Annotated in this window: 25 protein-coding genes and 1 pseudogene; 13 read left to right on the top strand and 13 right to left on the bottom strand. The window is 41.2% G+C overall.

Annotated features, from left to right (window positions below):
• The first annotated feature begins 10 nt into the window (after positions 1–10).
• The 4 genes from MUN89_RS13340 to MUN89_RS13325 are packed head-to-tail and all read left to right on the top strand — an operon-like array spanning position 11 to position 3,471.
• Positions 11–223, top strand: a complete 213-nt coding sequence (locus tag MUN89_RS13340) for an acetyl-CoA carboxylase biotin carboxyl carrier protein subunit (RefSeq protein WP_244708297.1) — start codon at positions 11–13, stop codon at positions 221–223.
• Between the two features lie 13 nt (positions 224–236).
• Positions 237–1,154, top strand: coding sequence for a hydroxymethylglutaryl-CoA lyase (locus MUN89_RS13335; protein ID WP_244708296.1), 918 nt, complete (start codon positions 237–239; stop codon positions 1,152–1,154).
• Positions 1,147–1,929: an enoyl-CoA hydratase-related protein gene (locus MUN89_RS13330; RefSeq protein ID WP_244708295.1), complete on the top strand. Its 783-nt coding sequence runs from the start codon at positions 1,147–1,149 to the stop codon at positions 1,927–1,929. Before MUN89_RS13335 ends, MUN89_RS13330 begins: the two co-directional genes overlap by 8 nt.
• A gap of 12 nt (positions 1,930–1,941) precedes the next feature.
• A complete protein-coding gene (locus MUN89_RS13325) occupies positions 1,942–3,471 on the top strand; it encodes an acyl-CoA carboxylase subunit beta (RefSeq protein ID WP_244708294.1) in 1,530 nt (509 codons plus the stop codon).
• A 146-nt stretch (positions 3,472–3,617) separates the two neighbouring features.
• Here the strand turns inward: MUN89_RS13325 and MUN89_RS13320 are convergent, their stop codons facing one another.
• From MUN89_RS13320 to MUN89_RS13310, 3 genes are all read right to left on the bottom strand, one after another.
• Positions 3,618–5,579, bottom strand: coding sequence for an AMP-binding protein (locus tag MUN89_RS13320; RefSeq protein WP_244708293.1), 1,962 nt, complete (start codon positions 5,577–5,579; stop codon positions 3,618–3,620).
• 270 nt (positions 5,580–5,849) lie between these two features.
• The gene (locus MUN89_RS13315; RefSeq protein ID WP_305852422.1) at positions 5,850–7,325 is read right to left on the bottom strand and encodes a flotillin lipid rafts scaffold protein FloT; all 1,476 of its coding nucleotides are present in this window, start codon (positions 7,323–7,325) and stop codon (positions 5,850–5,852) included.
• Positions 7,318–7,860: an NfeD family membrane protein gene (locus MUN89_RS13310; protein ID WP_244708292.1), complete on the bottom strand. Its 543-nt coding sequence runs from the start codon at positions 7,858–7,860 to the stop codon at positions 7,318–7,320. Before MUN89_RS13310 ends, MUN89_RS13315 begins: the two co-directional genes overlap by 8 nt.
• A 240-nt stretch (positions 7,861–8,100) precedes the next feature.
• On the opposite strand from MUN89_RS13310, the gene MUN89_RS13305 reads away from it, so the two are divergent.
• Together MUN89_RS13305 and MUN89_RS13300 are read left to right on the top strand one after the other, a co-directional pair.
• Positions 8,101–9,249 carry an NAD-dependent epimerase/dehydratase family protein gene (locus tag MUN89_RS13305; RefSeq protein ID WP_244708291.1) on the top strand — a complete coding sequence of 383 codons (1,149 nt, stop codon included), beginning with the start codon at positions 8,101–8,103 and terminating at the stop codon, positions 9,247–9,249.
• Positions 9,250–9,262: 13 nt separating this feature from the next.
• Positions 9,263–10,435, top strand: a complete 1,173-nt coding sequence (locus MUN89_RS13300) for a glycosyltransferase family 4 protein (protein WP_244708290.1) — start codon at positions 9,263–9,265, stop codon at positions 10,433–10,435.
• Positions 10,436–10,610: 175 nt separating this feature from the next.
• Here the strand turns inward: MUN89_RS13300 and MUN89_RS13295 are convergent, their stop codons facing one another.
• The gene (locus tag MUN89_RS13295; protein WP_244708289.1) at positions 10,611–11,492 is read right to left on the bottom strand and encodes a LysR family transcriptional regulator; all 882 of its coding nucleotides are present in this window, start codon (positions 11,490–11,492) and stop codon (positions 10,611–10,613) included.
• Positions 11,493–11,593: 101 nt separating this feature from the next.
• On the opposite strand from MUN89_RS13295, the gene MUN89_RS13290 reads away from it, so the two are divergent.
• From MUN89_RS13290 to MUN89_RS13265, 6 genes are all read left to right on the top strand, one after another.
• Positions 11,594–12,670: a citrate/2-methylcitrate synthase gene (locus tag MUN89_RS13290; protein WP_244708288.1), complete on the top strand. Its 1,077-nt coding sequence runs from the start codon at positions 11,594–11,596 to the stop codon at positions 12,668–12,670.
• A 639-nt stretch (positions 12,671–13,309) separates the two neighbouring features.
• Positions 13,310–14,134 (top strand): amino acid ABC transporter substrate-binding protein, encoded by an 825-nt coding sequence (locus tag MUN89_RS13285; protein ID WP_244708287.1) that lies wholly within the window; start codon positions 13,310–13,312, stop codon positions 14,132–14,134.
• On the top strand, positions 14,118–14,825 hold the full coding sequence (locus MUN89_RS13280; protein WP_244713788.1) for an amino acid ABC transporter permease: 708 nt from the start codon (positions 14,118–14,120) through the stop codon (positions 14,823–14,825). Before MUN89_RS13285 ends, MUN89_RS13280 begins: the two co-directional genes overlap by 17 nt.
• A gap of 11 nt (positions 14,826–14,836) precedes the next feature.
• Positions 14,837–15,574 (top strand): amino acid ABC transporter ATP-binding protein, encoded by a 738-nt coding sequence (locus MUN89_RS13275; protein ID WP_244708286.1) that lies wholly within the window; start codon positions 14,837–14,839, stop codon positions 15,572–15,574.
• A 233-nt stretch (positions 15,575–15,807) separates the two neighbouring features.
• The gene (locus MUN89_RS13270; RefSeq protein ID WP_244708285.1) at positions 15,808–16,002 is read left to right on the top strand and encodes a helix-turn-helix transcriptional regulator; all 195 of its coding nucleotides are present in this window, start codon (positions 15,808–15,810) and stop codon (positions 16,000–16,002) included.
• Between the two features lie 3 nt (positions 16,003–16,005).
• Entirely contained in the window at positions 16,006–16,440 is a 435-nt protein-coding gene (locus MUN89_RS13265; RefSeq protein ID WP_244708284.1) for a hypothetical protein, read from the top strand.
• A gap of 119 nt (positions 16,441–16,559) precedes the next feature.
• Here MUN89_RS13265 and MUN89_RS13260 read toward each other — a convergent pair whose 3' ends face one another.
• The 4 genes and pseudogenes from MUN89_RS13260 to MUN89_RS13245 all read right to left on the bottom strand — a co-directional run bounded on the left by MUN89_RS13260 (position 16,560) and on the right by MUN89_RS13245 (position 19,483).
• Positions 16,560–16,763, bottom strand: coding sequence for a hypothetical protein (locus MUN89_RS13260; RefSeq protein ID WP_244708283.1), 204 nt, complete (start codon positions 16,761–16,763; stop codon positions 16,560–16,562).
• Positions 16,764–16,809: 46 nt separating this feature from the next.
• Positions 16,810–17,207: pseudogene (locus MUN89_RS13255) on the bottom strand (VOC family protein).
• A 231-nt stretch (positions 17,208–17,438) separates the two neighbouring features.
• Positions 17,439–18,539 (bottom strand): NADH:flavin oxidoreductase, encoded by a 1,101-nt coding sequence (locus MUN89_RS13250; protein ID WP_244708282.1) that lies wholly within the window; start codon positions 18,537–18,539, stop codon positions 17,439–17,441.
• A gap of 239 nt (positions 18,540–18,778) precedes the next feature.
• Positions 18,779–19,483 carry a sterol carrier protein domain-containing protein gene (locus tag MUN89_RS13245; RefSeq protein WP_244708281.1) on the bottom strand — a complete coding sequence of 235 codons (705 nt, stop codon included), beginning with the start codon at positions 19,481–19,483 and terminating at the stop codon, positions 18,779–18,781.
• A 522-nt stretch (positions 19,484–20,005) separates the two neighbouring features.
• Here MUN89_RS13245 and MUN89_RS13240 point away from each other — a divergent pair.
• A complete protein-coding gene (locus MUN89_RS13240; RefSeq protein ID WP_244713786.1) occupies positions 20,006–20,674 on the top strand; it encodes a Type 1 glutamine amidotransferase-like domain-containing protein in 669 nt (222 codons plus the stop codon).
• Between the two features lie 96 nt (positions 20,675–20,770).
• On the opposite strand, the gene MUN89_RS13235 is transcribed toward MUN89_RS13240, so the two are convergent.
• The 5 genes from MUN89_RS13235 to MUN89_RS13215 form a co-directional block, all read right to left on the bottom strand.
• Positions 20,771–21,550 (bottom strand): class I SAM-dependent methyltransferase, encoded by a 780-nt coding sequence (locus tag MUN89_RS13235; RefSeq protein ID WP_244708280.1) that lies wholly within the window; start codon positions 21,548–21,550, stop codon positions 20,771–20,773.
• Positions 21,551–21,716: 166 nt separating this feature from the next.
• Complete coding sequence (locus tag MUN89_RS13230; protein WP_244708279.1) at positions 21,717–22,229, bottom strand: arsinothricin resistance N-acetyltransferase ArsN1 family A; 513 nt, start codon at positions 22,227–22,229, stop codon at positions 21,717–21,719.
• Positions 22,230–22,270: 41 nt separating this feature from the next.
• Positions 22,271–22,732, bottom strand: coding sequence for a GNAT family N-acetyltransferase (locus MUN89_RS13225; RefSeq protein ID WP_244708278.1), 462 nt, complete (start codon positions 22,730–22,732; stop codon positions 22,271–22,273).
• A 270-nt stretch (positions 22,733–23,002) separates the two neighbouring features.
• Positions 23,003–23,317, bottom strand: a complete 315-nt coding sequence (locus tag MUN89_RS13220; RefSeq protein WP_244708277.1) for a hypothetical protein — start codon at positions 23,315–23,317, stop codon at positions 23,003–23,005.
• 140 nt (positions 23,318–23,457) lie between these two features.
• Positions 23,458–25,251 carry a sulfatase family protein gene (locus MUN89_RS13215; RefSeq protein WP_244708276.1) on the bottom strand — a complete coding sequence of 598 codons (1,794 nt, stop codon included), beginning with the start codon at positions 25,249–25,251 and terminating at the stop codon, positions 23,458–23,460.
• Between the last annotated feature and the right edge of the window lie 109 nt (positions 25,252–25,360).

Here is a 25,360-nt window from a genome sequence, read left to right as displayed (position 1 = left end):
GGAGTAATCAATGAAGGAAGTTAAAGCATCAATGGCAGGAAGTGTATGGAAGCTTGTAGCAAAAGAAGGAGAAGAGATCAGCGAAGGTCAGGATATCGCAATCTTGGAATCCATGAAAATGGAAATCCCCATTGCTTCGGAACAGAAAGGAACAGTGAAGGAAGTAAAAGTTGCTGAAGGCGACTTCGTCAATGAAGGAGATATTATCGCAATCATTGAATAGGGAGCGTATGTGCATGCTGTCTTTGCCAACACACGTAACAATAAAGGAAGTCGGGCCAAGAGACGGGCTGCAAAACCAGCCGGCGGAAGTGGCTACGGAAGATAAAATCACCTGGATTAATCAGCTTTCCGAGTCCGGATGTCCTTATATTGAAATCAGTTCATTTGTTCATCCAAAATGGATCCCCCAATTAAAGGACGCTAGAAAAGTAGCGGCAGGAATTAAGAGAAAGAAAGAGGTGACCTACGCCGCACTAGTTCCCAATATGAAAGGTCTCGAAGGGGCTCTTGAAACAGATGTAGATGAAATTTCTGTATTTATGTCAGCGAGTGAAACACACAATCAAAAAAACATTAATAAATCAATAGAAGCAACATTTCCTGTATTGAAAAAAGTTATAGAGGAAGCAAAGCAAGCAGGGAAAAGTGTGAGAGGATATGTATCCACAGTATTTGGCTGCCCTTATGAAGGGCACATTCCTGTGGAGCAAGTCATTAATGTCAGCGAGCAGCTGCTTTCCATGGGCATCGGGGAATTATCGCTTGGAGATACGGTTGGAGTTGCTAATCCTAAACAAGTCGATCGAGTACTCACTGAGCTGGCACGTCATCTGCCGATGGATCAGACAGCAATGCATTTTCATAACACACGAGGAATGGCGCTTGCTAATACCTTAGTAGCCTTAGAGCACGGAATTACGACTTTTGACAGTGCTCTCGGAGGACTCGGGGGCTGTCCGTATGCGAAAGGCGCTTCAGGAAATGTGGCCACCGATGATCTAGTGCACATGCTTCATGAGATGGATATTCAGACTGGGATCAGTGAAGAGCAGCTCAAGAATGCTGCACGCTTTATCCAATCGAAGCTCAGTGCCCCCTTGCCTAGCCACTTGATGCAGATCATCAATCGGGAGGAGGAACATTGTGAGTGACTTAATCAGGGTAGAAGAAGTTCAGGACCACGTCGGCCTCCTTACGTTACATCGTCCGGAGGCAGCCAATGCTCTATCGCATGAACTCCTGGATGCGCTTAGGGATTCGTTGGTTCAGCTGAAGACAAAAGAGCCTTATCGAGCCTTGATCATTACAGGAGCTGGAGAGAAAGCTTTTTGCGCAGGAGCCGATTTAAAAGAAAGAAAAGGAATGACGGAAGCTCAGGTTATTCAAACAGTTGAAAAAATCGGACGTACGATCCGTTTAATCGAAGAATTCCCGGCTCCAACGATTGCCGCTGTGAACGGCGCTGCATTTGGCGGGGGGCTTGAATTAGCCCTTGGGTGTGATCTTAGAATCATGAGCACGAAAGCTAAAGCGGGATTGACGGAAACTTCGCTTGCGATTATCCCTGGAGCTGGAGGAACGCAGCGCTTAACGAGGCTGATTGGACTTGGAAAAGCGAAAGAAATGATATTCACTGCAAAACCTGTGGATGCTGATCGCGCCTTTGCATTAGGATTAGTGGAACACCTAAGCGAACCGGACAACCTTTTATCCGAAGCGAAGCAGTTAGCCGGAATGATCGCGGAAAATGGTCCTGTTGCTCTCAAAGAAGCAAAAAAAGCGATTCAGCTTGGTTTCCAAACTGATTTAACGACAGGAATGGAAATCGAAAGACTCTGCTATCAAAACACAATCCCAACAGAAGACCGTCTGGAAGGGCTTCAAGCATTTAAAGAAAAAAGAAAACCCATATACAAAGGGAAGTAGAGGAGGGAGCACATGGGAATCAATGAAACGTTAGAACAAAAATCTCAGCAAATCGCTTCTGGGGGAGCAGAGAAATATCACAGCAAAAATGCCGAAAAAGGAAAATTGTTTGTAAGGGAACGCCTGCAGCTGCTTTTTGATGAGGACATGGACATTGAAGACGCTTTTTTTGCCAACTGTCAAAACGAAGGGCTGCCTGCAGACGGAGTTGTGACAGGAATCGGCAGGATCAATGGCGAACACGTCTGTGTAATGGCTAACGATTCTACCGTTAAAGCGGGTTCCTGGGGCGCACGTACCGTGGAAAAAATTATCCGGATCCAGGAAACAGCCATGAAGCTGGAAGTGCCGATGCTTTATTTAGTCGATTCAGCAGGAGCGAGGATTACGGATCAAGTGGAAATGTTTCCGAACCGCCGCGGCGCGGGTCGGATCTTTCATAACCAAATAAAGCTCTCAGGCAGAGTCCCTCAAATCTGTCTCTTATTTGGACCATCTGCAGCGGGCGGAGCTTACATACCGGCTTTTTGTGATATCGTCGTAATGGTGGATGGTAATGCTTCGATGTACTTAGGTTCACCAAGAATGGCAGAAAAGGTAATCGGGGAAAAAGTTTCTCTTGAGGAAATGGGCGGCGCAGACATGCACTGCTCCGTTTCTGGATGCGGGGATGTGCTTGCTGGCGACGAAAAGGAAGCCATTTCGTTTGCTAGAAAATATTTAAGCTATTTCCCTCCAAACTTCAGGAAACATCCAAACCATGAAGAAAAAGTGGATCCTGAGTTTTTTGATAAAACGATCGAACAACTGATCCCAGAAAACCAAAACGCTCCTTTTGACATGTACCAGCTGATTGACAGACTGATTGACAAAGGTTCGTTTTGTGAAATCAAGAAGAAATTTGCTCCGGAAATTATCACCGGCCTTTCAAGAATTGAAGGAAAATCAGTAGGAATTATCGCGAATCAGCCGCGGGCAAAGGGAGGCGTTTTATTTCCGGATTCTGCGGATAAATCCGCAAAATTTATGCAGCTATGCGATGCTTTTAACATACCGCTTCTGTTTTTAGCGGATATTCCAGGCTTTATGATCGGAACGAGAGTGGAAAGAGCAGGAATTATCCGGCATGGAGCAAAAATGCTGTCGGCTATGAGCGAAGCTACCGTACCGAAAATCTCTGTAATTGTAAGAAAAGCTTACGGTGCAGGACTCTACGCGATGGCCGGCCCTGCTTTTGAACCGGATGCGTGTCTGGCACTGCCTTCAGCGCAAATTGCAGTCATGGGACCTGAAGCTGCTGTGAATGCAGTTTATGCCAATAAAATTGCTGCCCTGCCTGAAGAAGAACGTCCTGCCTTTATTAAGGAAAAACATGAAGAATATAAAGAAAACATTGATATTTACCGGCTTGCCTCTGAAATGGTCGTAGATGATATTGTGCAGCCCGACCGTTTAAGAAATGAACTCGCGAAGCGCTTTGAGGCTTATGAAAACAAGTCAGTGCAATTTACAGAAAGAAAACATGGGGTGTACCCAGTTTAAACTTTGATACAAAAATAGAAATCCTCTGCCGGTTCATTGTTTGCTGGCAGAGGATTTTTAATAGAAAAATAGGAAATGAACACAGGAGTAAGAAAAAAGAGAGCTAGCAAAACGCAGCCAAAGTGGATAAGCTGCGTTTTTTTCGTCTACGCTTTTTGGGAAGCGGCTTTTCCAACTTGTTGGATTTCCTCGACGGCTTCCGGATTTTCGAGCGCGCTCAAATCTCCTGCTGACTGGTTGAGATAAGCAGCTTTAATCGCTCTTCTCATAACTTTTGCATTCCTTGTCTTTGGAAGATCTGAGACAACATGGACTTTTTTAGGTGCCAGAGCCTTGCCGAGTTTATGAACCAAGTGATCTTTTAGTTCGTTCACTAACGCTTCATCTTTGGAATGTTCGGGTTTAATAACGACAAAGCCAATCGGTTCTTCCCCTTTGATTTCATGAGGGACTCCAATGACTCCTGCTTCAACGACGGCTTCATGCTCAACGAGGACAGATTCTACTTCTGCCGGCCCAAGTCTTTTACCGGCGACGTTTAATACATCGTCTGATCTTCCGGTAATTGTATAGTACCCGTGATCATCGAGGATGACCCAGTCACCGTGGACCCATGTATCTTTAAATCGGCTCCAGTAGGTATTCTCATAGCGCTCATTTTCCTTGTAAAATCCTTTGGTCATTCCGACCCATGGTTGTCTTAACACGAGCTCGCCCACTTCATTTGTCAGCATCTTTCCATCTTGATCGTAAACGCCGACATCCATTCCAGGAAGGGCAGCATTGAAGCTTACAGGCTGGATTGGTTTTACTAGGACATTACCTAAAATGCCTCCAGATATTTCTGTTCCTCCAGAATAGTTGAAGATGGGTACTTGAGAATTTCCTGCGTGCTCAAACAACCACTTCCACGGTTCAGGATTCCACGGTTCTCCTGTTGAACCAATCAGTTTTAAGGAGGATAAATCGTGCTTCTCCAACCATTTTTCACCGTGACGCATCATGGAGCGAACTAAGGTTGGAGAGATGCCGAGATGGGTAACCTTGTAATTTTCGACGAGCTGCCATAAGCGGTCGGGCTCAGGGTAATCAGGTGTTCCTTCAAACATGAGGATCGATGCGCCATTTAACAAGCCTCCGTAAACGAGAAACGGACCCATCATCCAGCCCATATCCGTGTACCAGAAAAACGTATCATCCTTTGTTACATCCATGCAGATGCCGGCATCGAAAGCCGCTTTAATCGGAAAGCCTGCATGAGTGTGAACGGCTCCTTTTGGTTTGCCAGTGGTCCCTGAGGTGTAAATAAGCATAAATGGATCATCAGCATTCGTTTGTACGGTCTTGTAATCGGTTTCATTTTTCAGTAAATCAGCCCAGTCCACTGCTTTGTTCTCCTGGAGAGGTACATCTTCGTGGACACGATTAACGACAACGAGATGTTCAAGGGACGGACATTGCTCCGCAGCTTTTTCCGCTTCTTCCTTCATATTAATGAGTTTTCCTCTACGGAAGAATCCATCAGCAGTAATCAATAGTTTGGATTCTGATGCTTTCATTCGAGTAGCCACTGCATCGGCTTTATATCCAGAAAAAGCGGGGGAGAAAATGGCACCGATTTTAGAGATCGCAAGCATTGCAATCAATGTTTCAGGAAGCATAGGTAAATAGAGGGTAACGACGTCGTTTTTTCCAATCCCAAGCTTAGACAGTCCGTGTGCACAAGCATTTACTTTGAGGTGGAGCTGTTCATAGGAATAAGAAACTTGATCCCCATTATCCCCTTCCCAATGCAGTGCGGTCGTTGATTTCTTCAATGGATCCCGTGCCCATTTGTCCAGTGCATTATGAACCACATTTATTTTTCCATCCACAAACCAATGGGGATATTGAATCCCGTTTGATAAATCTACGATTTCGGTAAATGGATGATACCATTCTATGTCTAACTCTTTTACAGCTTCGTCCCAAAACCAGCTAATCGAGTGGATAGAGCTCTCATAAAAAGAATCATAGTTTTCGTATCCGTGTTTTTTCATCCATTGATAGAGGCGTGTGTTTCGTTTTTGAGCGGAAGTTGGGTTCCAAGCGTTAGGAATCGCATTCATAAATAAGTCCTCCTTACGAGTAGTCACACAAGTTTCTATATTCATTATAACTGAAACCGCTTTAAAAATGAATTGTCATTCACATGAAAGAAGCTGCTGAGAGATCATTAACTAAAAGCACGGAAAGCCAGAAGTAACCGCAGGGAATGAATTAGGAAATCGAGTAAATCTTCCATGAAAAAACCCGAACGATGGTGAAATTTTCAAATGAAAATCCCGCCTTCATTCGGGTGATAGAGATTTGTCACATCCTTTGATTACAGGGAGGGATTAATCCTTTTCAGAGGATGCGGCAGTCTCGCTGAGCTGTTGGTGTGGAATGTCGACACCACCTTGACTCGTTAAGTTTTGGATCAACTGATTCATATCAATTCCCGAAACGTCTTTAACCATTTCCGGTGCAGTTGCCATCAGGTCGGTTACGTAATTGCTCATTTGTTTTGCACCTTGGCCGTTGCCGGTATCAACGACTGTCAGTTTATCGATATTCGCCATCGGTTCAGCCACTTTCTCTGCAAGTTCCGGAAGCATCTTCGCTAAAATATCAAGCACAGCAGCTTCTCCATATTTCGAAAAGGCATCGGCGATTTTTTCTTTCGCTTCTGCTTCTGCCAGTCCTTTTTGGCGAATGACTTCCGCTTGAGCCTCCCCTTGGGCGCGTTCAGCTTCAGCATTAGCTCGTGCTTCTGCTTCAATTCTGTACTTGTCGGCATCGGATTGATTGATACTTTTTGCTTTATCCGCTTGAGAAGACTGTTCGACAGCGTAGCGGTCTGCATCAGCCTTTTTACGAATTTCGGAATCATACTGTTTCTCACGGCGCAGAATTTCTTTCTCTTCTATGTCGATTTGTCTTTCTTTCCTCACGAGTTCAACTTTCATCTCTTCTTGAACGACTTCTTGTTTAGAGACAGCTTCCTGTCTGGCATAGGCCTGGTCCGCTTCTGCTCTAGCACGGTCCTGATCTTTATTAAACGAGGCCACTTTTAATTCTTTGTTTTTACTGGCTTCTGCTATGTTTGTATCCCTGAGGAGCTCGGCCTTTTGGCCCTGCTCATCAGCGTTCGCTTTTTGAATCCGGGAATCTCTGATAGCCTCTGCTTCGGCGATTTCGGCATCGCGTTTTACTGCGGCTATTCTAGGTTTTCCCAGTGCATCCAAGTAGCCGTTTTGATCCTGGATATCACGAATGGTAAATGAGACAATCTGTAAGCCCATTTTCTTTAAATCCTTTGCCGCAACTCCTTGGACTTCCTGGGCAAAACGATCGCGGTTTTTGTAAACTTCCTCGACGGTCATCGTACCTAGAATGGAACGAAGGTGGCCTTCCAGGACTTCTTGTGCTTCACTTTTAAGGTCATCAATGGGTTTTCCCATGAATTGCTCTGCTGCTGTGGCCACGTCATCTGTAGAGGACCCTACTTTAATAATGGCAACCCCATCAGCAATCACCGGGACACCTTGCTCGGTATAGACTTCCGGTGTGCTGACATCGAGCTTAAGGGAGCGGAGCGACATAAACTGGGCCTTTTGGAAAACAGGAAGAATGAAAGCCCCTCCGCCGCGGACAATTTTTATGCTTCGTTCTGAATCGTCCTTTAAGACGTTTTTGCTTCCTAAGAAAGAGCCGGTGACAATCATCGCTTCATCGGAACTTACCGTCTTATAGCGGAGCCAGAAAGCAAGCGCCAGAATGGCAAATACCGCTAAGACAATAATTGGGATTAACAGGGCATTACTAATCATCAAATTCCTCCTCATTAAACTTTGTAACTAAAGCTGTGTGATCTTCTACATCTACAATCACTACTTTTTCTCCTCCAGGTATCGCTTCTTTTTCGATCCCTTGAGCGATCTGGGTCGTGTTTGAGCCCCCAACCACAAGCATGATTTCTCCGTAACCTTGTGCAGGAATGGCAATCGTCACTTCGGCTGCTTTTCCTTTAAGCTCGTCATAGGAAAAGCCAGTGGAGCTTTCAGCTTTGTTCATAGGTTTGACGTAGAGAAAATAGACGAGAATGGAAATGATAAGGCCGATGAGAATGGCCGCTGTCAGAGAGAGAAACTGAGGAAGAGAGGTATAGTCATGAAGTAAAATCCCTGAGCCGCCTAACGTAGTGATAAATCCTACCACTACCATTGGCTGTATGTACTGAGGTCCATCCATGGATAAAAATTCAAACATGCCATCAAATAAATCACTAATTAAATCGCCTACTACTACTGTCAGCAAAGCAAACAAGAGGCCGAAAATAAGACAACCCCAGAAAAATGCTGTCATCCAATCCTCCTTTCTTAACAATATCTTTACGATTTAGAGGTTTAAAAAGTTTCACTTTAACATAGTGTTCATTGTTTCCCTCTTCAATTAATGATAAAGTCATTACGAAAGTATTCAGAATCGCCATTGTAGAACATTTCCAGTTGATATTTTAGGGTTTTTTCTTACCATGCTAGGAAAAACAATGTTATTCTATAATGGGAATACGATTTAGTAGATAGGTCACTAGGAGGTAGAATTATGAGAATAGTAGTTGCTGGAGGAGACGGTTTCTGCGGTTGGCCGACTGCTTTATACCTTTCCAAGCAAGGACATGAAGTTACCATTGTAGATAACTTATCACGCAGGAAAATTGATGATGAACTAAGGTCTAATTCTGTAACACCGATTGCTTCACTTGAGGATCGTGTTGCCAAATGGAAGGAAGTAACCGGTAAAGAAATCCGTACATTTATCGGCGACTTAAACCACTATGACTTCCTAAGTGAAGTTTTCCGTCAGACAGAGCCGGAAGCATTTGTGCATTTTGCAGAACAACGCTCAGCTCCTTATTCCATGATGGATAGGGAACATGCTGTGTATACACAATCCAATAACGTGATCGGAAATTTAAACGTGCTTTATGCCATTAAAGAATTTGCGCCTGAATGTCATTTGATTAAACTGGGCACAATGGGCGAATACGGCACGCCGAATATAGATATCGAAGAAGGATACATTGAAATTGAACATAAAGGGCGCAAAGACTTGCTTCCATACCCGAAACAGCCGGGCTCCTTCTATCACTTATCAAAAGTACATGACAGCCATAACATTATGTTCGCCTGCAAAATCTGGGGTGTACGTGCGACAGATTTAAATCAGGGAATTGTGTATGGTTTACATACAGAAGAAACACAGCTTGATCCTCTTCTTGTAAACCGTGTTGACTACGATGAAGTGTATGGAACTGCATTAAACCGCTTTGCCAATCAAGCAGCCATCGGTCATGACATCACCGTTTACGGTTCTGGAGGACAGACGAGAGCTTTTCTTAACATTGAAGATACTGTCCGCTGTGTTGAAATCGCTGCAGAGAATCCGGCAGACCGCGGAGAATTCCGTGTGTTTAACCAGTTTACAGAATGGTTTTCTGTCAAAGATCTCGCAGAACGTGTGCAGCAGGTTGCAAAAGAAGAAGGCCTAGATGCACAAGTAAAACAGATTGAAAATCCGCGTATTGAAAATGAAGACCATTACTATCATGCGGTAAACACGAAGCTTAAGGACCTTGGTCTTGAACCTCGCTTACTGACGGATGAAGTCATCAGAGACATATTAAAAACATCCATTCAATATCAAGACCGGATCATTAAGGAGAACGTATTACCATCCATTACATGGAAGTAAGGAGTTATCTACTTTGAAAATCGCCATCATTACTGAAACATTCTTGCCATCAACCGATGGGGTCGTAACGAGACTGAAGGAAGCAATTAAATATTTACTAGCACAAGACCACGAAGTTGTGATTATTGCTCCTGATCTTGGTGTGAAAGAATATGAAGGGGCGATTGTTGAAGGAGTAAAACCAACTAAGGTGCCTTTTTACAAGTCCAAACAGTTTTCAATGCCGCAGGGAAGGGTAAAAGATTTAATTTTAAAGCATGACCCAGACTTAGTTCATGTAGTTAATCCTGCTTTAGTTGGAGCGACCGGTGTGTACTATGCGAATAAATTAAATTATCCGTTAATTGCATCGTATCATACCCACATTCCAAAATATTTAGATTTTTACCGGCTTTACCGTCCTCTCAAACCGCTCTTTTGGTGGTATTTCCGAAAACTGCATAATTACGCTGATTTAAACCTGTGCACTTCCAAGGCGATTAAAGGTGAGCTGGATGAAAAGGACTTTCATAATGTTCATGTATGGGATCGTGGAGTAGCAGTTGATCATTACCACCCGAGGCATCAAAACGAGGAAATGAGAAGGCGTTTGTCAGGTAATCAACCAGATAATAAGCTGCTCGTATTTGTCGGCAGGCTTGCAGCAGAGAAAGAAATTCATAAAATCAAACCGCTTCTTGATGAAAGAAAAGATATTTCCCTGGCGATTGTTGGGGACGGACCGGAGAAAGAAGCTTTGGAATCTACCTTTGCCGGTACAAAAACGGTGTTTACCGGTCTTTTGCACGGTGAAGAACTGGCTCAGGCGTTTTCATCCTCGGATGCACTTATTTTTCCTTCTGTTACAGAAACGCTTGGCTTAGTGATTCTGGAAGCAATGGCATCCGGCTTACCGGTAATCGCTGCAAAGAGCGGTCCGACGATGGAACAAGTGGAAGATGGTAAAACCGGCTTGCTTTTTGAGAATGAGAATACAGACAGCTTAATCCAAGCGATTGACAGGATGGAAAATGAAGTTCTCTATCGAAAGCTCTGCCGCCATGCAAGAGAGGAAGCAGAGAGGCACAGCTGGCAAAAGCCTTCTGAGCAGATCCTTAATTTTTATTACCAAACCCTCGAGGTTTATCAGAAGAACCTGACGAATCCATCAACAAAAAAATCTAAAAAAGTAAAAGCCACGGAGTAAAAGCTCTGTGGCTTCATTTTTTTGTAGAAAACGAACCTTCATTAAGCATTAGATTTAACTTCAAACATAGTAGCAACTCAGAATAAACTAACAAAAACAAACGATTATCAATAACAATAGCCAAGTTCGGATTTATACTTAGTAGCAACTCCGAAATCTAAAACAAAAACAACAATTAAGACATGTAAAACCGTCTAGTGAATTGAACTAAGTCAGATTCAACACTGTGTTCATATTTCAGCGATACATAAATGCTGCAAACAGGCAGGGGAAAAGGAGGGGGATGGACTTCAAGAAGCCTTCCTTCCATAAGTTCACGCCTGACAGCAAAAGAAGGAAAAAACGAAATGCCCATTCCTTCTAATATAAACCGCTTAGCTGCATGGGACTGCGTCACTTTTAAAAAGCGAGCAGTAGGGGCATTGAGCTGGATGTTTCTTATCAGACTCGGCCAGTAGCTTGGATGGTGGTGGGAGAAGATTAATTTCTCCTTAAACAGCGCCACCGGATCTAAAGGAGGGGCAGATTCCAAATCTAAACCATCGTGTGCTATTACCATCGTTAATGTATCGTGAAAAAGCTCTTCACAAATGATAGAAGAGTCCAGGCTTGGCAAGCAGGAAAAGGCAACATCAATTTGATCTTTTTCAAGCATTCCTGCAAGCTCTGACGATTCCGCAACCGTGATGGCAAGTTCAATGGTTGGTTGCTTTTCTGTGTATTTCCTAATGATACTTGGAAAGGTACTTTCTATTAATAGTGGAGTTATTCCAATTTTTAAAGAATCGGTAAAGCCTTGACGCATAGTATTCATTTTCTGCAGCGTTGTCTCATACTGAGTGAGTAATTGTAAAGCTTCCATGCGAAAATGGCGACCGGATTCGGTAAGTTGAATATGACGGCCTTTTTTAACAAACAGCTTGCAATTTAATTCTTCTTCCAGTTGTTTGATATGGAGACTGACAGCAGGTTGTGTAATATACAATTGCTCTGCGACTTTCCGGTAATTCAGGAGTTTTGCAGCAAGCTCAAACGTGCGGAGCCACTTCATATCCATTATATCCCTCCAATAACTATTGCTTATTGATTAGATCATTATTACTTAATTTTAATAATGAATCGAGTGAAATACAATAGAAGTATGGGGAGGGGATAAACATGTATTATCCAGGTTTAAAAGGAATTACTGCCGTTGAGACCGCATTAAGTGAAATAAATGGGGAGAAGGGGAATTTATTTTATCGTGGAGTTCCAGTTGAAAAACTCATAGAAAAGCACAGCTTTGAAGAAGTCGTGTACTTTTTACTGAGTGGAAAAAAACTTGACGAAAATGGTATACACGTATTAAATGACCGAATGAAGGAAGCAAGAGCTATAAATGAAAATACCAAAAATGTGCTTGATCAGTTTATTCATCAGCAGTCGTTGATTGCTTCCATAAGATCTGCGATATCCTGTTTAGATGAGTCCAGGGATCACTGGCCGATTAATGAAATGGAAGTGGTTGATGTTATCGCTAAACTACCAACGATCATCGCTTATTTGTACCGAAGGAAGAGGGGGCTTGAACCTGTAGAACCCAAACATCATTTAAGTCATGCTGCAAATTTTCTCTATATGCTGTTTGGTGAAGAAAAGACAGAAAAAGAAGCAGCTGCTTTAGAAGCTTATATGATATTAACGGCTGAACATGGTCTGAATGCTTCTACATTTGCTGCCAGAGTAGTGGCTTCTACACAAAGTGATATTTACTCAGCAATAACCGCTGGAATTGGAGCGCTGAAAGGACCATTACATGGTGGCGCACCATCTGGTGTGTTAACTTATATTGAAGAGGTTCAAGGATCAACAGTAGAAGAAGTTGTCAAGAATAAAATTGTGCAAAATGAAAAAATTATGGGATTTGGCCATAGAATCTACCAAGTTAAAGATCCCAGAGCTAAGGCTTTGCAGCAATTAATCTTAAAGATGGATCCAATACCGGACTGGGCAGAATTTCTGCTTGATGTTGAGCAGCAGACAGAAACGTGGCTGAATCAATTAAAGCCAGGAAGAAATTTATATGCTAATGTTGAATATTATGCAGCAGCCATTATGAAAGCCATTGAAATTCCTGCAGAATTATTTACGCCGATTTTTTGCTCAAGTCGAATTGTAGGATGGTCTGCACATATTATGGAACAGTCCAGGAATAACGTCATATTTAGACCGCAAGCTAAATATATCGGATCATAAGTATTTTTTTATTCTGTCTCAATATCAAAAGTATACTTAGTTATTGAGACAGAATTTCAAATTTTTCATTTACTTCCTATAATATATATTATGTAAACTAGAAAATAATTTAGAAATTTTATCTTCTTTTTGCTTTCTCTTCCATCACTGCATGTTTGTATGTCTGTCTGTCGTCTCCACAAGACATCCATGCTTCGTCAATTTCAATAGTATGATAAACTTCGTGTTATGTTAAATGACGAATTGTGTTTAATTAAATTTAACCTCTCTTCTTAAACTTCAATTTTTGCTCTCCATAATTTCTCTCTTACAACATGTATTTTCTCGTACTTCAACAATTAAAAAGTTTGAATCAAAATGAATTTTCGAAAAATCGATCATACTACTTAATAAACTGGAAGCCACCTATAGCTCACAAGGATAAAGTCAACAGCAGAAATCCTGGTGATGAATCTTATTATAATTCCTAAGAACAACCTTTCCTTCTCCCCGTATTATTTGACTGCACAAACTGGCCCGAACTTGCTCGAAAATGAATAAGTGTTAGAAAATTGACAAGCGGCTGTAACCGTTGTAACATTGATAATTGCTATAATACCTATCAACTTACTGGGTTTTTAAATCCATAGGAGGAATTACATGAAAAAATTATCTTTTTATCTCATAACATTAGGCTTTATTTTGTTACTTTCTGCGTGTGGCGGGAGTAATGAAAACTCAGAGGAAAGCAGTTCAGGCAGTGCTTCTTCTGATGGTAATCTATACGAACAAATTAAAGAAAAAGGTGTTCTGACCGTTGGAACTGAGGGAACTTACCCACCCTACACTTTTCACGATGATCAGGACAAGCTCACAGGCTATGATGTTGAAGTGGCTAGAGAAGTTGCGAAGCGTCTCGATTTAAAGGTGGAATTTAAGGAAACAAAATGGGATTCCATGTTCGCAGGGCTTAACTCTAAACGGTTTGATATGATTGCCAACCAAGTTGGAATCAAGCCCGACCGGGAAAAAAAATACGCATTTTCTACTCCTTATACGTACTCGACAGCCGTCCTGGTTACTAATAAAGACAATAAGGATATCCAATCCTTTGAAGACTTGGATGGAAAGACTTCTGCTCAATCTTTAACTAGTAACTATGCAGATATCGCTAAGAAGTACGGCGCGGAAATTCAAAGTGTCGAAGGGTTTAACCCGGCTATGGAGTTGATCGCTACAGGACGTGTGGATGCGACGGTTAATGATCGGTTGTCAGTTCTTGATTACTTAAATCAAAAAGGTGACAATGTTCCAGCCCAAATTGTAGACAAAGCTGGTGATGCTTCCGAAAGCGCCATGATGTTCAGACAGGGAAATGAAGAGCTGGTTAAAGCTGTAAACGGTGCCTTAAAGGAAATGAAAGAAGATGGCACTTTAGAGAATATTTCTAAAGAATGGTTTGGCGAAGATGTTTCCAGTCAGTAACTTTTTATTTACTACAGCCCCAGGCTTTGAGCGATATATCGAGATTGCTCAAAGCTCCTTTTTGCCACTTTTAAAGGGCGCCTTGTATTACACGATTCCCATGACATTGATTGCTTTCATTATCGGGCTTGTACTAGCCATTATGACTGCATTATTTCGATTATCTGGGATTAAACTGCTCAGCGGTATTTCGAGAGTCTATGTGTCCATTATTCGTGGGACACCGTTACTGGTTCAATTGTTTATTATCTTTTTTGGACTTGGATCTATAGGCATAAAAATAGACCCTTTTCCTGCGGCTATTATCGGATTTTCTTTAAATACCGGGGCCTATGCGTCTGAAATTATCCGTGCTGCCATTCTTTCTATACCGAAAGGACAATGGGAAGCAGCTTATTCCATTAATATGAGCTATACCCAGGCTTTAAAAAGGGTCATCCTTCCACAAGCTGCACGGGTATCTATTCCTCCCTTGTCCAATTCTTTTATCAGTCTTGTGAAGGATACATCCCTCGCCTCCACAATTCTTGTTACGGAAATGTTCAGGAAATCCCAGGAGATTGTGGCTACCACTTATGAGCCTTTACTATTGTATACGGAAGCGGCATTTATCTATTGGGTATTATGCTTTATTCTGTCTCTTATTCAAGACCAAATGGAAAACCGTCTTAATCGATATGTTAAAACATGAGGAGCTTCCAAATGTTATCAATTAAAGATTTACACATTAACTTCGGTACACTAGAAGTGCTTAAGGGTATCGATTTAAATATTGCCAAAGGAAAAGTGATTGTAGTCATTGGACCTTCTGGTTCTGGGAAGACTACTTTGCTGCGTTGTCTGAACATACTAGAAACCCCTTCCAAAGGGGTTCTGGAAATCAATAATCAGTCCATCGACTTTTCACAGAAGGTTCTAAGGAAAGATATCAGTGCTATCAGGCGTCAAACTGGCATGGTGTTCCAAACGTATAATCTTTTTCCTCATCTTACAGCTTTGGAAAATGTCTTAGAAGGCCCGGTGACGGTGCAAAAAAGGAACAAAAGAGATGTTCATCCTGAGGCTGTAGAGCTTTTAAGAAAAGTTGGACTCGGAGACAAAGTAGATTACTATCCCTATCAGCTCTCCGGAGGTCAGCAGCAGCGAGTGGGCATCGCTCGTGCCCTCGCAATGAATCCTGAGGTCATGCTCTTTGATGAGCCTACTTCCTCTCTTGATCCAGAACTGGTCGGTGAAGTTCTACAAGTCATGAAGCAGTTAGCTCAAGAAGGGATGACGATGGTGATCGTAACCCATGAAATGAACTTTGCCAGAGAAGTAGCCGACGAAGTTCTCTTCATGGATGGCGGACATATCCTGGAACGAGGTCATCCAGAAGAAGTCTTTTCGTACTCAAAAAATGAACGCGCCCGTCAATTTTTAAATTTGTTGAATGAATAGTAAACATCCCCCTTCCTACTGGTTTGTAAGGAAGGGGGATGTTTTTATTATTTATTTTCTTGCATCAACGAACGATTTCGTTAGTTAACGTAAAACTTTTAAGCTTCTGGAACATGTTATTAATGGAACGAGCCAAGGTGGAATCAAGCAAAATACATTACATAATGTAAAATATAATTGACATTTTGTAATGTATTGAATAATATAAATGTAGAAGGAGGAGATGAGTTTTTTTGAAAAACAAAAAAATGAAGATCGCCCGTGTCGAAGCTGATGTATCCCAGGAAAATTTAGCAGATTTAGTCGGAGTTACAAGGCAAACCATTAATCTAATCGAAGCTGGAAATTATAACCCGAGTCTGAAATTGTGTACGGCCATATGTAAAGCTTTAAATAAAACTTTAGATGATTTATTCTGGGAGGAATGATTGATGAGTGCAGAAAAGTTAGTTAAGGAAACAAAATGGACGATTGGTGTATCGTTATTTGTCAGCTTCGCTCTTTTTGCCATCTGGGTAATATTCGAAACAACCGACGTGTTTTTTACTAACAACAAAGCTTTTTTAGCCTTATCGCTTATTCCTTTCAGTGCATCACTTGCTGCCTTTCTTAAACTGATGAAAATAAAAAAGAATCCAAAAATGATGGTCTCCGAAACTGATGAGAGACTTGTAGCCGAGAAAAATGAAGCTGATGCAAAAACATTGAAGGTACTTCAAGGAATTTTGTTCTTATCTTATTTGGGATACACATTTATTATCCCTGAAGCCACATTTAACTCAATCGGGTGGTGGCTCACGTTAAGTGTACTTCTTTTCTCTTTATTCGCTCCATTCGTGTTTCGTCATATTATGAAAGAAACATGATCATGCTCCTCTAATTCTTAAAAAACATCGGTAACGCTATTACTTTCAGTACATTGTTTGAATTAAAAAAGGGAACCTCAATAACATAGGTTCCCTTTGCTTTAAATATGATATTATGTCTACAAAGTCTTTATACTTTTGTTCGCCTTCTGAGCTCTCCTTGTGTGAATCATACTTGGAATTCCTACAGCCATACTCACCATAAAACTCCACATCACGTAACGCCAATCTCCAGTGAAAATCGAAACTCCAATAAAAAAAAGTAATTGTCCAACGAGTGCAAACCAGGAAGCAATCCAAGCAAATTTTAAATTTTCTTTCATATTATATCTCCTTATCATTGAAGACTTAAATTGAAGGAAGAATGTATTATGATGGTGCAACAAATTCAACTTTTATCCTGTCGGGATCTTCAAAATAAACCGCATAATAATCCTCACCGCCTGCAAAAGGATGTTGGTTTTCGTATAAAATATTTATCCCTCTCTCCTTAAGCATCTGTGTCATTTCATCTACTCTTTCTCGTGAATAAGCGTGAAAAGCTAAATGATTTAAACCCGTCCTGCACCTGTGGTAAGGAACGTCTAAAAATTTAGTTTCTGTTTGGACTAATACTAAATAAGTTTCCCCTAACTTCCAGCTTTGTCCCTCCCCCATTTTTGATAGGATCTGTAACCTAACTCTTCCAAAAACCAGCCCCAAAATGATTCTGACTTCTCTAAATTAGAAACATAAATTTCTACATGATGAAGTAAGCCCTCACACACTTCGAATTCCCCTTCCTCTTTTTAACCCCATTATAACAATGTTAGATGTATTAAATAATCGCCTTACTTATAATAATAATATCCAACTGTGCCTAACTTGAAAAATACCTAGGGCAACAGCTGTAGAAGGTCTTATAATGAAAAATTTAATTTCAAAATTGAAGGGGATTTACGTAAGAGAGGACAAAAAAAGACGCCCTTTTATAAGGGCGCTGTATTCATTATTTATGATTAATATAGTTTTTGGAGCGCTTCTTTATTAAAGGCTGACAGATCATCCGCTTGACCTTCATGCACTTTCTTCACCCATTCAGGGTCCATTAATAACGAACGGCCGATAGCCACAAGGTCGAACTCATCACGATCAAGTTTGTCCACTAAATCGTCAAGACTAGCTGTTCCAGCACCTGAAAAGTCCGTAAAGACACCATCTAGTCCTACAGAACCTACAGCAATGACTGGTTTGCCTGACAGTTTTTTTGTCCAGCCTGCAAGATTCAGGCTGGAACCCTCAAATTCAGGTTCCCAGAACCTGCGTGTGGAGCAGTGGAAAATATCGACCCCGGCTTCAACAAGCGGCTGTAAGAAGCGTTCTAACTCATCGGGATTGTTGACCAATTTCGCTTGGAAATCATTCATCTTCCATTGGGAGAATCGGAAAATGATGGGAAAATCTTCCCCGACTTCACGACGGCACGCTTCTACGATCTCTCTAGCAAACCGAGTGCGCTCAACGAAATCACCGCCATAGCGGTCCGTGCGTTTATTTGTGTTTTCCCAGAAGAACTGGTCGATTAAGTAACCATGCGCACCGTGGATTTCAATAGCATCAAAGCCAAGGCGCTTCGCATCTGCTGCTGCTTTGGCATAGGATTCCACCAAAGCCTCTACTTCTTCTGTAGATAATGCTTCGTTCACCTTCTCCCCATCCAAGCTTAGCCCTGAGGGACCCACCGGACTTGCCTCTTTATTTGGAAGATCTCCTTTGCTGCGAGTCATTCCTACATGCCACAGCTGAGGGGCAATTTTACCGCCCGCTTCATGTACTTCTTTTACAACATTAGCCCAGCCGTTCAACGCCTTTTCTCCATGAAAGACAGGAATATTCGCTCCAGATACAGAAGCTGGTTGGTCAATTCCCGTTCCTTCTGTAATAATCAATCCGACTTCATTCTCAGCACGTCTACGATAGTACGCCGCCACTTCCTCATTAGGAATGTTCCCAGGTGAGAATCCACGTGTCATCGGTGCCATTACGGTACGATTTGGAAGATTTAATTTATCACTAGTAAAAGCTTTAAATAAAGGTTTAACTGTTGTTTGGTTTGTCATTGATCTGCCCCCTTTTGCAACGATGTATGTAATTATTACAGATGAAAGAAGGAAACGAAAGAAATTTGTTTCTACCCGGTACATTCATCCTTTGAATGGAATTAAGGGGGGTGTTCTTATAGGCTCGCTGCCCTTTTGTATTTCATCTATATTGTCGTCTTTTGTTCATAAAAAGCATGGTATTAAGGTTTATATGGAGATAATTAATTTAAAGCTTTAGTTAGTTGGATAAGAAAATATTAAAAAGCTTTTACGATCATAGGTTTACTTTCCGTTTGAAAAAGAGAATTGATCACTTTACTATAACTTTCATCCGAAATCTCCATTAAACCCCATTTTAAATAAGTAAGAGCATTTTCCACTCCCATCACCATTGAAGAAAACTCTGCTATATCCATTCTTAGTTCTACATCAAATGGACCGTCTTCCCTGACTTCCGCGATTTCTCCGTTCGTTATGTATAAAATAAAAGTTGAAGAATTTAAAGGAAAGAAATCATCATTAATTGAGAGCTTTAATGAAAGTGTGACACCTGGACTTAAAAGGTGATTCTTTTCTTTAAGCTCCTTAAAAAACGCAAGACAATTAACAATTCTATACATTACTCCTATTCCTACATTAGCGATGTGTTTATGATCAGTGGTGGAAGGAAAATCAACCATCGTGGCTTGACCACTTTCTGGAGAGCCTACAAAATGAGAAATTTCGTCAAAATTAGAGTTCATGATCACTCGTTTAATTTGATCTGTCTGGTTATGGAGAAAAGTTAAAAATTCCCTTACTACATTCGGAGAATCAAAGAAAAATTCATGGATATATAAATCTTTCTCTTTTGTACTATATACAAAATACCCTTTAACATTCTCCTCTTCTACATAACCAATGACCCTTCCAAACCAAAAAGGTCTATTCAGTTCCCTTTCAAAAGGAAATGTTTTCGTCATCCCGTGGGTTTTGCAATAGGTCCTATTATAACAATCAAGCATTTTCCCTCTCTCTTCAATGGTTAACTCTTTAGTGACTTTTCTGTTTATAGTTAGGAAATTCCATTGGACTCAAGTAGAACTGATAATTTTTCATACCGATACCGAATCCCATCTTGGCACTCTATTACTTATTTGTTCACTCATACTAATCAACCACTCCTAAAATAAACTATGCTACTATTACGAGTTTGTCGCGATTTAGTTTCAAAAGTTCGACTGCCTCCAATTCAAGTCTTTCTCTATCCTGCCCTTATCAAGGATTCATTTTAAAGAAAACATGATAAAATATATAGGAGAGAATGAACCATCGAAGAAGTAATTTCTTTGTTCAACCTTTCAGGATGGCAGAGAGTGAATGGACAAAAGTCATGCATAGGAATCTTATATGTTTAGGTGAAAAAGATCTGAACTTCGGATTAAGGAGGAAAACATATGCCGGATCATTATTTGGAGGATTCCAAGTCCACGGAGATGGTGGGAATGAAACTCTTGTTAACTTCTGCGGGCGTGAATAACTCGACTATTCACAATGCGCTGGTTGATATGCTGGACAAACCCATCGCCGAATCCAGCGCTCTGTGTATCCCTACTGCTATGTACGGACATCCTTGGGTTGGTCCAGGTGTGAAAACCTGGGAGTTCATTAGCGGGAAGTCCGAGAACCCTATGGTCGACCTGGGCTGGAAGTCTGTCGGCGTTTTAGAGCTCACAGCGCTGCCGAGCATCGAGCAAGACCGCTGGGTACCTCTTGTTCGTGAGACGGACGTTTTTCTGGTGTCCGGGGGCGACGCCCTCTACCTGAACTACTGGATGCAGCAATCCGGGCTGGCAGACCTCTTGCCATCCCTGCATTCCGTATATGTGGGGATGAGCGCCGGGAGCATGGTGATGGCTCCGAATATCGGTGAAGAATTCGTAGGCTGGCGTCCGCCCGCAGGAGGAGATAAATCACTGGGTCTAGTGGATTTTGCGTTGTTTCCTCACTTAGATCACGAGATGTTACCGGAGAATACGTTGGCCAATGCAGAAAAGTGGGCCGCTGGTGTCTCAGTACCAGGGTACGCGATTGACGATCAGACGGCCATCAAAGTGACCAATAGGGCTGTTGAAGTTGTTTCAGAGGGAAAATGGAAGCTGTTCACCCCTTAACACTGTGATGGCCAGCCGCTTAGTATGTGATTATGGATGCAATGAGAAAAGCCTGATTTCTTAATTTCAGTGAAGAAACCAGGCTTTAACCATTCTTCATTTTTCTGCGCTCCAGATCGTCCAGCGGTCTTTTTCAATAATTGGTTCGGTACTGCCGATTTTACTATCGATATAAGTGATTAGCTTTTCAAGCTCACGATTGTCAAGCTCAAATAAGATCGAACGGCCTTTTCTTGTACGCAGCTCTTCCAATAATTCATCTTTAGATTTGTACAGCTTTCTTGTTTCCCACAATTTGGTTTCTTGAATATTTTTAAGTTCTGCTTGCTTCAATGCTCTCCGTACAACGTCGCTCTTATAACGTCGTCTTTCTTCAATTCTTTTAAGACGAGGGAATAATGAAAAGAGATGTCCCCTAATATGAGTGCTGCTCCCTTTGAGAAAACAATCACTGGGTGTTCGATCCTGAATGATTAATACTCCTTCATTTTTCAGGATTCTTTTAGCTTCCATTACTGAATTTGATAATTGGTCCAAATGGTGAATAAGCGCTCTTTTAAGCACCAGATCATAACGATCTGAAGTTAATCCTGTAGCATAAGCATCACCTAAAACAAATTGAATGCTGCTCTTATACGGGAGCGTATTTTCTTTGGCTCCTTCTAGCATTGTACGGGAAAAATCAATTCCGACAACTTCTGAGCTGCCTAGTTCCACCAATGCTTGTGAATATACCCCGCCCCCGCAGCCAATGTCAACAGCCTTTTGTATGTGTTTACCAGAAGTGATTTTTCCATAAACTTCTATCCATTCGCTGGGAACTTTTCTATTGGTATATGTATATTTATTGTTGGAATCATGGAAATCAATGGCCATAGATGAACTCCCCCTTAATAAGTGCTTACTAGTTATTTTAAGGCAATACAGGAGATGATAAAAATACCAATCATGAATAAACATATATAAGGGTTGCTTATCACTAACCTTCGTTTGTCCCTATCCATTAATCAATAGCCATTAACGATCCTTGCTTTGGATATTTTCAGTCTAAGTTTTCCGTAATTAATTTCTCTACAATTACACAGTCAATCCAGCTTCCGTCCAATTTTCCATGTTTCTGATAAATACCAACCTCTCTGAAACCACACGACTTGCACAGATTTCTGCTTGCGTCATTAAAATCAAATATTCTTGAAACGAGTTTCCAGTACCCGAGTTTTTCAGCCTCCTCTATCAATGAAAGGAGTAATTCCTTGCCAATTCCCAGTTTTCGGTATTTACCATCTATATAAATCGAAAATTCCCCAACTCCTTTATAGCATGGGCGTGATCGGTACTCCCCTGCATATGCAAAACCAACGATTGTTTCATCGATGATACTTACGACAGCGGGGCGTTGCTGATTTTCTTCCAGCCAACTTTCCTGCTCTTTTGGAGTACGCAGTCTTGTTTCAAACGTAGCCATTCTTCCTTTAATGCCTTGATTGTATATGGCTGAAATTCTTTCTCCATCCTGTGGAGTTGCTCGACGCGTAGATGTTTTTATTTTAATCATCTCTCCTTTATTAAATCGTGCACCTCTTAGTTTGGCAGGTCTTAGCTTTCATCTGCTGGTAATAGTGCTTTCCTCATCTCAATCTCATTCTCTTTTTGTTCCACTCTTTTAAATCCAGCTTTTTCATAAACACGGATGGCTGCCTCATTTTTTGAATCTACCACCAATTTTATATTGGTGATCGGAACGTTATAGTGTTGAATGCCAAACTCAATTCCTTCAGTTACATAATGGACACCAAGCCCTTTACCAATCAAATCAGGTTTTAATGCTAGTCCGATTTCCATCGTGCTGTCTTGTAAGGTATACTCAAATAAACCGACAGTTTGCAGCTCCATTTTTGCTGCAAATCCATCACAGCCACCAGGTCCCTGTAATTGCCCTGTTTTATTGAAAGACTCAAAATAAGGAGTCATGATTACTTTTTCAACAAAGCCTTCATAGTTCCACGAGGCAATTTCTTCTACCTGCTGCATAGTTAATGGGATAAAAGTAATATTCAAAAGTACCAGTCCTTTATGTGTTTTGTAGGTATATCAACAATCATTTTTCACTATATCCACTTTACCAAATGTATTGTAAAAGGTTCCACATTGTTTGAGGATCACTTACAAAGTAATATTCTTTGCAACCTTATGAAAAGCAGCTGAATGAATTGAAACATCAATTTATTTGAAAAAAGCAAGGGAGCAATTAACTACGTGCCTCCTTGCTTGGATATTACTTATCTATTCATGATTTATCTACTGCCATTCGTTTTATATCATACTGTATTATTTATTAATCTGCATCGGCTGTTCCTGAAACTGGAGTCCCTTTTCGATGCTGCCAATATCGCATAAAGGAACAAAACTAGTTGTCCCAGGTACGAGTAAATCATCGATTTCCAGGACATGATCCTCGAGACCTCTGAATCTGCCGATAAAAATGCCTGCTCCTCCTTCAACAAAAAACGTGATGCCAATCGTATCACCACAGCGGAACCGCTTTAAAATGGTCTCAGCCAGCCCGGTAACACAGCAATTACACGTAATTACTTCATTACTATCATCTGGATGATAGCCTTTATTATAAGGATGATTATTCATAATCATATCACCTCCTATATGCCAGGGTATATTATCTTATGTAAAGATAGATAATCCGTATAGATTAACATCTTGATTGATTGAATTACTCTAATAGAATAAAAGAAACAGAGCAGCGCTCTGTTTCTTTTCAATGGTCTTTATTCATTTAAACAGTTGCAGGAAGGCATTCCCTGTACAACTCCGCTTGAAGGTACCAGTCGTTTTTGTCTGCACTGTTCTTCTAAGGCAGATATTAATAAATTCATGACAATTTCGGTTTCAGGAGTTTGATATTTTGTGCTTGCTAAATTCTTTTCTTCGAGGGGATCGCTTGATAAATTGTACAATTCATATTGATCAGGTAAAGGATTATATTTTGTCCTCGTAATACACAATGAACATACTTCTTCATATCCTGCTTTCGTAGCGTCCTCTTGAGTAACTGTCTCGTCATAACATCCTGGATTGCTCCAAAACTGCGGATTATCGTAATATCGTGCGAGCTTCCAAATCTCTTTCTCTCCTTTTATTCCCGTTGTCAGAGTGGTTATAATTGCTTCAATATGATTCGGCTGCACTACTGATTCATAAGGTTCTCCTGTAGCACTTACTTGGTTCTGTCCTCTTGTAAAATCATCATCGGTCATAAAATAAAGAGGCTCATTTGCTCTGAAGAAATTTTGTTTTCCTTTTAGTAATGGGGTCAGATCCCTCCCCACCAGCGGATAAACTTCAGTATGACTATCAGATAAGTGCTCCTGAATTTCTTCAGCATCAATCCCGGCTAAACCTAGCATTGTAGGTAAAACATCAATATGACTTGTTAACATCTCTGTATTTTGCTTACCTGAGAAAAGTTTTGGACTGTGAATGATAAGCGGGACATGGACGGATTCTTCATACATGTTATACCATTTTTGATGCTGTTTTCCATGCGCTCCCAGCAATTCTCCGTGATCAGATAAAAAAATAACGATCGTATTTTCATAAAAACGGGACTTTTTCAAAGCGTGATAAACTTTGAGCATTTCCTGGTCTGCCTGCATTTGTAAGGAATAATAGAGCTTACGATAAAATTGATTATCGTAAACAGGCTGCAGAGCCTTTGGATAGGTGAGGCGGTAACTCTCCTGGGCAGAGGGTTTGGTGGATAATGATTCGTCACTCGTCGGCGCTTTAGGGATATTTGGAACGGAACTGTCTATTTGAAAGTTAAATAAGGGACTTAACTTTGATAATTCACCAAAGATAGCGATGTCATGAGGGTTTACAAAGGAACACATGATCAGCCATGGAGAGGGATGGCTCTGCTGCTCCAATGATTGCAGTAATTCAATCGTTTCGGAAGCATAGATTTCGTCTCTTCCGTTTATTCCAATAGATGCAGAAGATCCCGAATTTCTTGGAGATGATCCGTGTGGTTCAGGACCTACCCAACCTGAAAACCCGTATGCATTTAACCGGTCAGCACTTAAATAAGTTTCTACCTTTTTGGGTGCAGGGACTCCGGTAGAAGTGTAGCTTGAATAGGCATTCTTAGTGCCTGGGATGAGGATATCTTCATCGGAGGCGTGCCATTTCCCTTTCCAAAAAGTGCGGTACCCCGCATTTCGAAAATAATTACCTATGGTTGGTACGCTATTTGGGTCCAGCCAAAACATGTCAGAATCAAATGCACTCTTAGCTGCTCCGCTCGTCTGCGTGACTCCGTGCAGGGAGGGATACTGTCCTGTGTAAAGAGTCGTCCGGCTGGGCGAGCAGGCTGTACTACCTGCATAATGATTTTGAAATTCAAATCCATTTTCACGCAGTAATTCTTGAGCGATCAAATTTTCCTTCCGCCATTTTTTAAGTTCATTATTTTCGTAGACGGATGGGTATCTTTCCTGGTCTACCATTAAGATGAGAAAGTTCGGCTTTTCATGAGTCTGTTTTGAAGGTTCTTTTTCCATAGTTTACCAATCCTTTCCGATTAGGATGTGTCGAAATACGAATAACCTAATTATTAATACGTATATAGGATTGGGCTCATTCATGGATTAAAGCAATCAATGCGCAGTT

This window comes from Halobacillus salinarum, from assembly GCF_022919095.1.
GTDB lineage: Bacteria > Bacillota > Bacilli > Bacillales > Halobacillaceae > Halobacillus_B > Halobacillus_B salinarum.
Note: the sequence above shows the minus strand (reverse complement) of the source record. Positions and strands in the feature narration are given on the sequence as shown.

Coding starts and splice junctions, on each gene's coding strand:
- MUN89_RS13250 (WP_244708282.1), bottom strand. CDS start 18,539: ATGACAAACCAAACAACAGTTAAACCTTTATTTAAAGCTTTTACTAGT.
- MUN89_RS13220 (WP_244708277.1), bottom strand. CDS start 23,317: ATGAATAATCATCCTTATAATAAAGGCTATCATCCAGATGATAGTAAT.
- MUN89_RS13340 (WP_244708297.1), top strand. CDS start 11: ATGAAGGAAGTTAAAGCATCAATGGCAGGAAGTGTATGGAAGCTTGTA.
- MUN89_RS13280 (WP_244713788.1), top strand. CDS start 14,118: ATGTTTCCAGTCAGTAACTTTTTATTTACTACAGCCCCAGGCTTTGAG.
- MUN89_RS13245 (WP_244708281.1), bottom strand. CDS start 19,483: ATGACGAAAACATTTCCTTTTGAAAGGGAACTGAATAGACCTTTTTGG.
- MUN89_RS13260 (WP_244708283.1), bottom strand. CDS start 16,763: ATGAAAGAAAATTTAAAATTTGCTTGGATTGCTTCCTGGTTTGCACTC.
- MUN89_RS13240 (WP_244713786.1), top strand. CDS start 20,006: ATGAAACTCTTGTTAACTTCTGCGGGCGTGAATAACTCGACTATTCAC.
- MUN89_RS13230 (WP_244708279.1), bottom strand. CDS start 22,229: ATGATTAAAATAAAAACATCTACGCGTCGAGCAACTCCACAGGATGGA.
- MUN89_RS13305 (WP_244708291.1), top strand. CDS start 8,101: ATGAGAATAGTAGTTGCTGGAGGAGACGGTTTCTGCGGTTGGCCGACT.
- MUN89_RS13265 (WP_244708284.1), top strand. CDS start 16,006: ATGAGTGCAGAAAAGTTAGTTAAGGAAACAAAATGGACGATTGGTGTA.
- MUN89_RS13295 (WP_244708289.1), bottom strand. CDS start 11,492: ATGGATATGAAGTGGCTCCGCACGTTTGAGCTTGCTGCAAAACTCCTG.
- MUN89_RS13315 (WP_305852422.1), bottom strand. CDS start 7,325: ATGATTAGTAATGCCCTGTTAATCCCAATTATTGTCTTAGCGGTATTT.
- MUN89_RS13335 (WP_244708296.1), top strand. CDS start 237: ATGCTGTCTTTGCCAACACACGTAACAATAAAGGAAGTCGGGCCAAGA.
- MUN89_RS13215 (WP_244708276.1), bottom strand. CDS start 25,251: ATGGAAAAAGAACCTTCAAAACAGACTCATGAAAAGCCGAACTTTCTC.
- MUN89_RS13320 (WP_244708293.1), bottom strand. CDS start 5,579: ATGAATGCGATTCCTAACGCTTGGAACCCAACTTCCGCTCAAAAACGA.
- MUN89_RS13290 (WP_244708288.1), top strand. CDS start 11,594: ATGTATTATCCAGGTTTAAAAGGAATTACTGCCGTTGAGACCGCATTA.
- MUN89_RS13285 (WP_244708287.1), top strand. CDS start 13,310: ATGAAAAAATTATCTTTTTATCTCATAACATTAGGCTTTATTTTGTTA.
- MUN89_RS13310 (WP_244708292.1), bottom strand. CDS start 7,860: ATGACAGCATTTTTCTGGGGTTGTCTTATTTTCGGCCTCTTGTTTGCT.
- MUN89_RS13235 (WP_244708280.1), bottom strand. CDS start 21,550: ATGGCCATTGATTTCCATGATTCCAACAATAAATATACATATACCAAT.
- MUN89_RS13275 (WP_244708286.1), top strand. CDS start 14,837: ATGTTATCAATTAAAGATTTACACATTAACTTCGGTACACTAGAAGTG.
- MUN89_RS13325 (WP_244708294.1), top strand. CDS start 1,942: ATGGGAATCAATGAAACGTTAGAACAAAAATCTCAGCAAATCGCTTCT.